Here is a 10022-nt window from a genome sequence, read left to right as displayed (position 1 = left end):
TGGGGGCCGACCTCCAGCTGGAGATCGACAGCCGCGCCACGACTGCCGCCGCCGTCGCCCAGTGCGAGGCCGCCGGCGACTTCGTGAGCCGCGACCTTCTGATGCGCATCCTCGGCGACACCGAAGAGCACATCGACTTCCTGGAAAACCAGCACCACCTGATCCGCCAACTGGGCGTGCAGAACTATCTGCAGTCCGCCATGACCGAAATCAGTCCGGACAAATCCGCCACCGGCAACTGATCTTCAGACTGACACTGCCAAGGCCCCGGTGGTTCTGCCCACCGGGGCCTTTTGATGCCTAGAGCACTTCGCGTCGCGCCAGATGCGCAATGGCCAGGATCAGGACGACCGCGCCGAGCCCGCACCCCAGCCCCAGGGCCGTCGTCACGCGCCAGGCCTCCGTCGCCAGCATGTTGACCGGCATCTGCCACGGCGACAGCACACCGATCCGCGCCGACACGGCCACGACGGAAAAGAAGGTGCCACCTATCCCAACGGCCAGCGCGGGCACGAAGCTGGAGAAGCGCAGCGCGATCCACAGCTGAACACCGATCAGCAGCAGAGACGCCGCGAACACCTTGCCCATCAACAGAAACTGACCGGCCAGATTCATCTCGCCCGTTGCCGCCACCGCTGGCTTGATGGCACCGGCCGCCGCGATCGCTCCGATATTCAGCAGCAGACAGAGCAGGCACATCGCCTCGATCACCAACAACACGCAGAAGGCCTTGGCGGCATAGATCTTCCATCGCGCGACCGGCAGGGCCCGCAGATGATCCCAGGCTTTCGGCCCATGTTCCATGTGCGCGACCAGGGCGGTCAGGGCGGTCACGCTCATCGGCAGCATGAAGAAAGCCCAGATGCCGGTCGACTGCTGCAACCACATCTCCCAGGGCTGCCCCTCCTTGCCGCGCAGCATGTTGAAGAACAGGAAGACGGCGATCAGTGTCGGAGCCGCCACGGCCAGCAGCAGGGCCAGCGATCGGTTCAGCTTGCGGGCTTCGACCCCAAGGACGGACAACATCAGACGATCTCCTTGCGGGCCTTGGCAGTTGGTGCTGCGACCTGGCGATAGATGCCTTCCAGCGACCGGGCTCGTGGCCCTATCGCGAAGACGGCGACCCCTGCCTGAACCAGTGCGGCGTTCAGGGTGGCCGACATGCGATCGGCGTCCTGTCCCTGTCGCAGCCGAACGACCAGGCCCTCGCTTTCCGACACCAATGTCAGATCGTGGCGGCGCAGAACCTCGCCCGCCCGCTCAGCGCCATCCGTCCGCAGAGCGATCTCCGGCGTCAGCTCGGCCTTCAGGCGAGACAGCTCGCCCTCCAGGACCAGGCATCCCTCATTGATGATGCCGATATGCGTCGCCGTCTGTTCGATCTCGCCCAGCAGATGGCTGGACAGCAGGACCGTCGCCCCGGTCCGTTCAGGCAACGCCTTCAGAAACCGGCGCATGTCCGCGATACCGTCGGGGTCCAGGCCGTTGGTCGGCTCGTCCAGGATCAGGACCGGGGGCGCCCCCAGCATGGCCCGCGCCAGACCCAGCCTCTGGCGCATGCCCAGCGAATAGTCGGACACCCTGCGCCCGGCGTCGACGCGCATTTCCACCACCTCCAGCACGCGATCGATCTCGGCGGCTGAAACGCCCAGCAGGGACCGCGTCAGGTTCAGGTTCTCGCGGCCCGACAGATTGCCGTAGAAGCCATGCGCCTCCAGCAGCGCCCCGACCTTTCGGGCGGCACCAATCCGGTTACGGCCAACATCGACGCCACCGACAACGGCCGTGCCGCTGCTGGGCCGAAGCAGACCGAGCAACATCTTCAGTGTCGTCGTCTTGCCCGCCCCGTTGCGCCCCAGGAAGCCATAGACGGCCTTGTCGGGCACGGTCATCGACAGGGCGTCGACGGCGACCCGCGTGCCGAACCGTCTCGTCAGACCGCGTGTCTCGATGGCGGGGATCATCGTCCGACTACCTTACTCGTTTAACTCCTAGATAAAGTTGCAAACGACAGACATTTAAGTCAAGATTAAAGATAGCTCATTTTGGGAGTCGCCGTGGCCACCGCCGATCTCGCCCGTTTTCGACGCCTGTGCGGCCAGTTTCGCTGGCTTGCGATCTTCATGGTCATCAGCGTGGGCGGCGTCTTCGCCCTGATGTATCTGATCGCTCCGCTAGTGCTGGCAGCCCGATCAGACGTCAGCTTGACCGCTCAGACCATAATGATTTTCGTGGCCTGGGTTGCTCCCGCCGCCTTCTATCTCTTTGCCGTCTGGTCGATCGGCACGGCCATGGGACAGCTGGCCAAGGGGCGTTTGATCCAGCCCACCCTGTCTTCGGCCCTGCGCAAGGTCGGCTTGGCCCTCGGCTGCGGTGGCCTATTCACAGTCTTTCTGAAGACCAATCTGCTGCGACTCGCAGGGGTGACGGACGGCGGTTATCTGAACTTCGACGTCGGCAGCATGACTCTGGGCATGATCGGGGGTGCCCTGTTCCTGCTCGGGCGAGTGGTCGATCAGGCCGCCCGCCTTCAGTCCGAGATGGACGAGATGATCTGATGCCGGTGCGCGTGACACTTGACGCCGTCATCGTCGCCAAAGGCTTGAAGGCCCGGGATCTGGCCCAGCAGGTCGGCCTCAGCGAAACCCAGCTGTCCCTGTTCCGGTCGGGCAAGGTGAAGGGCATCCGCTTCCGGACCCTGGCCCGGCTGTGCGCGGCATTGGGATGTCGACCCGGCGATTTGCTCGACTACGACTACAATCCGGACGACACCGCCCTGCCCGACGACGAGGCATCGGCGGAACCGTAACCATGCCCGGCCCATTGTTCGGCCAAGGATAATGGAAGGGCTCAAGATGACCGACATCGGTGATTTCGTGGAAGACGCTCGCGACGCGGCGCTGGACCTCGTCAATGCCGACAGGGACGATATCGGCCATGTCCTGCTGGGCGTCGCGGTCACCGCCGGGTTTGCTCTGGCCGCGACCTTCCTGGCCAACAAGGCCTTGCAGCCGCGCCTGTCGCCCGCCGATATCCGCAGCGGTGCCCGGCCCGTCACCGAGCGCCCGCGTGGCGCGATGAGCATGATCGTGCCGGCTGTCTTTTCCGCCACCAGCCTGTCGGCCGTCCGCGTCTGGAACGGACCGAAGAGCCGGCGCCGCACCGGCACCCTGGCCCTATGGGCCGCGACCCAGGTGGTCAATGCGATCTGGCTCGCGGCCCGGCCTGCGGGTCGAGGTTTCCAGATCGCTGCGGCCATGGCCTCGGCGGGCATGGCTGCAGCCTTCGCGCATGAGGCCCGCAAGCTGGATCCGGCGGCTGGAAAGCTGGCCTCTCCCATTGGTGGCGCGACCCGGCTGATGAACAAGGTCGAGGACAAGCTGGCGGATCATCGACCGACCGTCCACTGACGGACAGCGCCTTGCCGTAGGCCCCGGCTTCCTTTACGGACTGCGCCCGCTCGTGCGCGCCACAAGGGCCTGCGCCAAACCTTTCGAGACACCGATGAAGATCAACGGCAACACCATCAAGCCCGGCATGGTTCTGCAGGTCAACGGCGGCCTGTGGGTCGTCACCAAGGCCAGCCACGTCAAGCCCGGCAAGGGCGGCGCCTTCGCCAACGTCGAAGCCAAGAACCTCGAAACCGGCAACAAGCTGAACGAACGCTTCCGCTCGGAAGACAAGGTCGAACGCGTCACGCTGGAGCAGAAGGACTTCTCCTATCTGTTCGACAACGGCGACAGCCTGGTCTTCATGGACGACACCACCTACGAGCAGGTCGAACTGCAGAAGGACTGGGTCGGCGAAGACCGCATCGCCTATCTGCAAGAGGGCATGAAGGTCATCATCGAGACGCATGAAGACCGCCCCATCGGCCTGTCCCTGCCCGACCAGGTGACACTGGAAGTGGTCGAGACCGAGCCGACGGTGAAGGGCCAGACCGCGTCGTCGTCGTACAAGCCGGCCATAGCCAACAACGGCGTCCGCATCATGATCCCGCCCTACATGGGTGTGGGCGAAAAGATCGTCGTCGACACCGCGACCGGCGAATACGTCCGCCGCGCGGACTAACTGGTATTCTCCCTCCCCCTCGGGGGAGGGTGGCTGAGGCGAAGCCGAAGCCGGGTGGGAGGGGCTCGGCGATCCCGATCACCGGTGGATGCGTCGCCTAGCCCTCCCCACCCGGCCGCTGCGCGGCCACCCTCCCCTTCTGGGAGGGAGAAGGAAAGACCATGGCCCTCGCCTCTGCCCTGCTTCAAGTGATGATGGATGCCGTTCGCAAGACGGCGCGTCCGATGCTGCGCGACTTCGGCGAGGTCGCCCAGTTGCAGGTCTCCCGCAAGGGTCCCGGCGATTTCGTCACGGCCGCCGACATCCGGGCCGAGGACACCCTGTATGAGCTGCTGATGAAGGCCCGCCCCGGCTACGGCTTCCTGGGCGAGGAGCGGGGCATGATGGAAGGGACCGACAAGTCCCATATGTGGATCGTCGACCCGATCGACGGCACGACCAACTTCATGCACGCTATGCCCCACTTCGCAATCACGGTGGGCCTGCAACGCACAGCACCGGACGGCACGTCCGAGATCGTGGCGGGCGTCACCTACAACCCGGTGATGAACGAGCTGTTCTGGGCCGAAAAGGGCAAGGGCTGCTATCTGAACGACCAGCGCATCCGCGTCGCGGGCCGCAAGGATCTGTCCGAAAGCCTGATCGCCACCGGCCTGCCCTTCATCGGCAAGACCGGCCACGCCCAGTCGATCAAGGACATCCACGCCGTGGGCCAGCGCGTCGCGGGCATCCGCCGCCTGGGCAGCGCTGCGCTGGACTTCGCCTGGGTCGCCGCAGGCCGATACGACGCCTATTACGAGCGCAACCTCAAGCCCTGGGACGTGGCGGCGGGCATCCTGTTCGTCACCGAAGCCGGCGGCATCGTCACCACCATCGACGGCGAAGGCCGCCCGGAGACGGGGGCGCAGATCCTGGCCACCAACTCCGACCTGCATCCGCAGTTGCAGAAGGTGCTGCGGGGCTAGTCGAAGGCTACGACTAGATCAACGTCTGCTGATCTGACTTCCCCGGTGTGGCAAGGGGCTGGCCTGCGCGTCTTGCAAGCTCCGTCTCTGCACTGAAGCGCACATCGATGTCGCGATCACGGGTCAGGGTGGCGAGCGTGTCGTCAGAAACGGCCGACCACGGTTTGCCACGATCCGCACCGGTGGGAACGCGCGGCAGCAGACCGGGCTGGCGGCTCCATTCGATGAGCTGGGCGAGTGGAACGGCATTGAGCATGTCGCGCAGATGGTGCGCGGTCACATAGGCATCGGGCAGGGCCCGGTGCGCGGGCAGGCCGCGCTCGTGGACCAGGCCCTCGGGCTTGCGCTGATAGCGCAGCATCTGGTTGGAAAATCTGGGCAACTCGGGCCAGAGCCGCAGGGCGCATTTCCAGGTGCAGATCCAGGTCGCGCCCCCACTGAGACGGGGGGTGCAGTAGCGCTGTTCGAAGGCGGCGCGGTGGGCTGCCAGCGCCACGATGGGTGTGTCGGGTCGCAGCACGGAGGGGGCGACATCCTTCCAGAACGGCGCATCCGCCACCCACTCATCGAGAATGTGATGCACCGCCATGGTGTCCGGCGAGATCGGTCGTCCCGGATTGACGAAGCGGGCCCCTCTCGAGGTCTCACTGACCGACCACAGACCGTCGGCGTCCTGCACCACGTCCTGCCAGCCGATCTCGCAGACATCACCCGCCCCGTTTCCGGCGGTCTCAAGGTCGATGACGCGCACGCACGCAGGCTGAGCGGGATCGTCCATCACGAGCTGGACTGGCCACCCTTCTTGCCGAGGATCGCCTGTGCCCTGGACGACTTGCGCGGATTGCTCTCCCCCTCCTTCGCCGCCACGGCATTGGCACGCCGGGCCGTGTGGCTACCCTTGCCCTTGGTGGCTGACATCGGTGTTCTCCGCGTGGATCGATGCTGTCATAGCGAAACCACGGGTCGAGTCGTTCCGCGTGGGATCGGCTCGCCACGCTCCAGCAAGGTTGATGACAGTGTCCGCTTGCACACCATGAGCTGAAGTCGCCCTCGACCCATTGCCGACATCCCAAACACGAGCGATGTTAACTCATGAGGCCTTGGATTCTTTGCGCAATGTTGGCTACCGGGTGCGCAGGGCAACCCGCCGCCAGTGCTCTGGAACTTCGACAGGCGGCGACGCGCATCGAGCAAGGATGTGGTGTCCCGGTCGGATCTCTTCTTCATCTGACTCGCGGCGGCGATCTTCTGGTGCAGCCATCCGCATCGGCTATCCCAAGTTACCCTGTGTACGTTTGCGTGATGACCGGCTTTGAAGATGAAAAGCTCGCTGAACGAGGAATCCGCATCATTTTGGTGGGAGAGGATGCCCCCGACTAGCACTGTCCGCGATTGACCCATAGCAGCCATTGGCATGTCGAGTTAGGCTTACATCTATGACATCGCCCCCGTTGCCCGAATGGAATCAGACGGCGCTGATGATGCAGCAAGCCTTGCTTGGGGTTATCTCCCCCAACTTCAGGCTGATGACCTTGGATCACAACGGCTGCGAATGGGTGATGCACTTCGTTTTGGAAACGGATTCAGTTGAGGATCGAGAGGAAATCGAGAGCGCCGTCAGCGACTGGGAGGGCATGTATGACTCACCCGTCCCGCACTATGTGGAGATAGAGGTCTGCAAAGGCCCTATGAAGAAGCCGCTACAATCGGCGCGCTGGCTTTATCTTCGACGTGAACCCAGTCATTGGCAGCAAATCGACTAGCAACGGCTTGCGCCGCGCTAGCAACATTATGTCGGCTTCCCACCCGTAACAGCGGTCCAGATTGTCCGCCTACAGGCGACGGCCTGGATGTCTGCTTTCGGGAAGGAGACCAGAGTCGGCTCTCGACCCGAAGCAGATGTTGGAAAGGTCTGCTTGTCAGATGGTGGAGTGTTGCTAGCGTGGCCCTATGACACCTTCGTTCGAAGCCCGTATAGCTGAACTGGACACCGTCGTCGCGGAATGTGCGGGTCGCGGGCCATTCGCCATCGGCGTGGTACGTGACGCATCGAACCGCTCAAATCGCGAGTGGCCCTGGTGGGGCGTGCAGATCGAACATACCCAAATGGATGGATCAGTTTGCCGAAGGGCGACAGCAACCGTGACGTTGCGTTCTACCCAGTCGGGAGAGCCCGGATCGTTCGATGCCCAGTGGCGAGGACAGGTTTGGCAAGGCTCAGGCGTAGACACGTTTCGCGAGGACGGCAGCCAAGACCTAGAATGGTCCTTCCCCACGCCGAAGATGCTTCGGGAAGTCATGGAGACGCTGCTCAGAAAGGCCAAGTCGGTCATCCCTGGATGGTCGGAAGCATAGGTCCGTTTTCCACCCATAGCGGACATCCAGAACGTCCGCTCGCGGCGACGCGTTCTGCCCTCCCCTCACCCGATCAGCGTCCGCGCCGCCGCCCTCGCCTCGTCGGTGATCACCGCCCCCGACAGCATCCGCGCGATCTCTTCCTGACGGGCATCCTCGTCCAGCGCATCCACCGTGGTCGTGGTCAGGCCGCCGGTGTCGAACTTGCGCACCTTCCAGTGGGCGTGGCCGCGGGCGGCGACCTGGGGGCTGTGGGTCACGACCAGGACCTGGGCACCGGTCGACAGGCGTTGCAGGCGTTCGCCAACGGCCTGGGCCACCGCGCCGCCGACGCCCTGATCCACCTCGTCGAAGATCATCACCGGCTGGCGCTGGTCCTCGCGTCCAGCCAGGGCCGCCTTCATGGCCAGGGCGAAGCGGGCCAGTTCGCCGCCGGATGCAATGGCGTCCAGGGGGCCGAAGTCGGTCCCGGCATTGGTGGCGATCTCGAACCGGGTCGTCTCGACGCCCAGCGGGCCGCGCCGTCCGTCGGCCACCGGCTCGAACGCCACGCGGAAACGGGCGCGGTCCAGTTTCAGCGGGCCCAGTTCCTGCATCACCGCCGCCGTCAGCCGCAGCGCCGCCGCCTCTCGCGCCGAGGTCAGGAAGGTCGCGGCCAGGTCATAGTGTTCGCGCGCGGCGCTGGCCTGGCGCTCGGCCGCGACGATGGCGTCGGCCCCGTCCTCGATCAGGCGCAGCTGCTCGCGGAACCGCACGCGCAGCACAGGCAGGTTCTCGACCGAGGTGTTCAGCTTGCGGGCCGCGGCGCGCAGGGCGAACAGACGCTCCTCGGCCTTGTCCAGTCGGCCCGGCTCGAAATCGAAGGCGTTGGCGGCGGCGTCGACCGTAGCGATGGCCTCGGTCGCCTCCACCAGGGTGCGGTCGATGGCCTCGGCCGCCGCGCCCAGTTGCACGATGACGGGGTGGTCGGCTGCCGCGCCCGCCTGCCCCGCCCTTTGCCGAGCATGCTCGACCGCGCGCAGGGCCGAGGCCAGTTTCTGTGACAGCTTGTCCCCGCCCAGAAGGGTGCGGGCGTCGGCCAGATCGGCCAGGGCCTTTTCCGCCGCCCCCAGGATGGCGCGCTCGCCGGCCAGCTCGGTCTCTTCCTCGGCCCGGGGATCCAGGGCATCCAGATCGGCAAGGGCGTCGGTCAGCTCCTCGGCGCGCGAGGCGGCATCGGCGGCGGCGGCCTTCAGCTCCGCGACCGCGCGATCGGCGGCTTTCAGGGTTTCGGAGGCTGTGGCGACGGCGCTGAGCTGAGGCTGGACCCCGCCATAGGTGTCCAGCAGGGCGCGGTGGGTCTTCCAGTCCAGCAGGCCGACGGTTTCGTGCTGGCCATGCACTTCTACCAGGGCCTGACCGATCTCGCGCAGAGCCGTGACGCCCGCAGGCTGATCGTTGACGAAGGCGCGGCTGCGGCCATCGGTGGTGACCACGCGGCGCAGGATCAGCTCCTCGCCCGGCACCACCTCGAACCCGCGCTCGGCCAGCAGGTCGATCAGGGCCGGATCGTCGGGGGCGGTGAAGACGGCCGTGGCCGTGGCCTGTTTCGCGCCATGGCGGACCAGACCCGCATCGCCGCGTGCGCCCAGGGCCAGACCCAGGGCATCCAGAATGATCGACTTGCCCGCCCCCGTCTCGCCGGTCAGCACGGTCAGCCCGTCCCGGACCTCCAGGTCCAGCACGTCCACCAGCACGATGTCGCGGATGGAAAGGGCGGTCAGCATGAGGGCGCGCGATTCGGCATGGGCGTCAGTCTAGACCGGAACGGGGCGAGAACAGTCAGTCTGTGAATCCCGCGGCCTGACGCAGGGCCTGGTTCATGCGCGATTGCCATCCGGGGCCCCCGGCCTTGAAGTAGTCGATGACCTCGGCATCGAACCGCACCGTCGTCTGCACCTTGGGCGAGGGGCTGCGCGGACGGCCGGGTGAGCGGGGGAACTGGGCGAGCACGTATTCGGGCAGGACTTCATGCCCGAAGCGCGCCTGCGCCATCCGCTCAGGTGTCAGTTCAGGCGCATCGTCGTCATCGAGGACAAACTCACGCTTCGCTTCCGCGACCCCGTCGGCTTTCGAAGAACCGCTTTTCCCGGTCATTGGCTTTCCTCAGACTGATCGGACGCGTCGCCCTGTCCCGCACCGTGAAGACCAGAACATGCACCCGGCCACCGATAAGCTGATAGGCCGTCCACCGTTCCTCGCCGTAGTCGCGACGCAAATCAGGCACGATGATCGCATCGTCCAGCGACATCGACTCGGCAAGCCGCAGCGACACCCCATGCTTGGCGATGTTCGCTGCATCCTTGGCCGGATCGAAGACGATCATTTATGTAACTACATAAATATCGCCGGTCAAGGTGTCGGTCAGCCCGGGATGATCCGGCGCAGCCAGCTTTCGCGCTGGCCCGTCGGGGCCGTCTCGGGCCGTGCGCCTTCTTCGGTCAGCAGGGCATAGGCCTCGGCGTACCAGGGGCTGCCCGGATAGTTGAAGCCCAGGACCGCGCCGTTGCGCATGGCCTCTTCCTTCAGCCCGAGGATCAGATTGACCTCGACCAGGCGATACAGGGCCTCGGGCGTGTGCGAGGTGCGCTG

General features: G+C 65.4%; 14 protein-coding genes and 1 pseudogene. 7 read left to right on the top strand and 8 right to left on the bottom strand.

The window, feature by feature from the left end; translation table 11 throughout:
* On the top strand, positions 1–242 hold a 242-nt coding region (locus JHC81_RS11545), incomplete at its 5' end, for a ferritin-like domain-containing protein (RefSeq protein ID WP_292174772.1).
* Positions 243–300: 58 nt separating this feature from the next.
* Here the strand turns inward: JHC81_RS11545 and JHC81_RS11540 are convergent.
* Positions 301–1026 carry an ABC transporter permease gene (locus JHC81_RS11540; RefSeq protein ID WP_292174769.1) on the bottom strand — a complete coding sequence of 242 codons (726 nt, stop codon included), beginning with the start codon at positions 1024–1026 and terminating at the stop codon, positions 301–303.
* Positions 1026–1964: an ABC transporter ATP-binding protein gene (locus JHC81_RS11535; protein ID WP_292174766.1), complete on the bottom strand. Its 939-nt coding sequence runs from the start codon at positions 1962–1964 to the stop codon at positions 1026–1028. The genes JHC81_RS11540 and JHC81_RS11535 overlap by 1 nt, the downstream gene beginning before the upstream one ends.
* Positions 1965–2057: 93 nt before the next feature.
* Between JHC81_RS11535 and JHC81_RS11530 the strand changes: the two genes are divergently transcribed.
* The 5 genes from JHC81_RS11530 (at position 2058) to JHC81_RS11510 (ending at position 5036) form a co-directional block, all read left to right on the top strand.
* Positions 2058–2558 carry a DUF2975 domain-containing protein gene (locus JHC81_RS11530; protein WP_292174763.1) on the top strand — a complete coding sequence of 167 codons (501 nt, stop codon included), beginning with the start codon at positions 2058–2060 and terminating at the stop codon, positions 2556–2558.
* Complete coding sequence (locus JHC81_RS11525; RefSeq protein ID WP_292174760.1) at positions 2558–2809, top strand: helix-turn-helix transcriptional regulator; 252 nt, start codon at positions 2558–2560, stop codon at positions 2807–2809. The genes JHC81_RS11530 and JHC81_RS11525 overlap by 1 nt, the downstream gene beginning before the upstream one ends.
* A gap of 46 nt (positions 2810–2855) precedes the next feature.
* Positions 2856–3410: a tryptophan-rich sensory protein gene (locus JHC81_RS11520; protein ID WP_292174757.1), complete on the top strand. Its 555-nt coding sequence runs from the start codon at positions 2856–2858 to the stop codon at positions 3408–3410.
* A gap of 94 nt (positions 3411–3504) precedes the next feature.
* Positions 3505–4071: an elongation factor P gene (gene efp / locus JHC81_RS11515; protein WP_292174755.1), complete on the top strand. Its 567-nt coding sequence runs from the start codon at positions 3505–3507 to the stop codon at positions 4069–4071.
* A gap of 161 nt (positions 4072–4232) precedes the next feature.
* A complete protein-coding gene (locus JHC81_RS11510; protein ID WP_292174753.1) occupies positions 4233–5036 on the top strand; it encodes an inositol monophosphatase family protein in 804 nt (267 codons plus the stop codon).
* A 13-nt stretch (positions 5037–5049) separates the two neighbouring features.
* On the opposite strand, the gene JHC81_RS11505 is transcribed toward JHC81_RS11510, so the two are convergent.
* Both JHC81_RS11505 and JHC81_RS11500 read right to left on the bottom strand, forming a co-directional pair.
* A complete protein-coding gene (locus JHC81_RS11505; protein WP_292174750.1) occupies positions 5050–5814 on the bottom strand; it encodes a DNA polymerase III subunit epsilon in 765 nt (254 codons plus the stop codon).
* Complete coding sequence (locus JHC81_RS11500; protein ID WP_292174747.1) at positions 5814–5954, bottom strand: hypothetical protein; 141 nt, start codon at positions 5952–5954, stop codon at positions 5814–5816. Before JHC81_RS11500 ends, JHC81_RS11505 begins: the two co-directional genes overlap by 1 nt.
* Positions 5955–6472: 518 nt before the next feature.
* Between JHC81_RS11500 and JHC81_RS11495 the strand changes: the two genes are divergently transcribed.
* Positions 6473–6799, top strand: a complete 327-nt coding sequence (locus JHC81_RS11495) for a hypothetical protein (RefSeq protein ID WP_292174745.1) — start codon at positions 6473–6475, stop codon at positions 6797–6799.
* A gap of 657 nt (positions 6800–7456) precedes the next feature.
* Here JHC81_RS11495 and recN read toward each other — a convergent pair.
* From recN to JHC81_RS11475, 4 genes and pseudogenes are all read right to left on the bottom strand, one after another.
* The gene (recN, locus tag JHC81_RS11490; RefSeq protein ID WP_292174741.1) at positions 7457–9157 is read right to left on the bottom strand and encodes a DNA repair protein RecN; all 1701 of its coding nucleotides are present in this window, start codon (positions 9155–9157) and stop codon (positions 7457–7459) included.
* A 55-nt stretch (positions 9158–9212) separates the two neighbouring features.
* Positions 9213–9527, bottom strand: a complete 315-nt coding sequence (locus tag JHC81_RS11485; protein ID WP_292174738.1) for a BrnA antitoxin family protein — start codon at positions 9525–9527, stop codon at positions 9213–9215.
* Positions 9472–9756: a BrnT family toxin gene (locus JHC81_RS11480; RefSeq protein WP_292174734.1), complete on the bottom strand. Its 285-nt coding sequence runs from the start codon at positions 9754–9756 to the stop codon at positions 9472–9474. Before JHC81_RS11480 ends, JHC81_RS11485 begins: the two co-directional genes overlap by 56 nt.
* Positions 9757–9794: 38 nt before the next feature.
* Positions 9795–10022 (bottom strand): annotated as a pseudogene (locus JHC81_RS11475) (outer membrane protein assembly factor BamD); the annotation flags it as partial.

Origin of the sequence: Brevundimonas sp., assembly GCF_016463295.1 — a bacterium.
Classification (GTDB): Bacteria; Pseudomonadota; Alphaproteobacteria; order Caulobacterales; family Caulobacteraceae; genus Brevundimonas.
The sequence above is the reverse complement of the archived record's forward strand: the minus strand, read 5'-3'. Positions and strand labels throughout refer to the sequence as shown.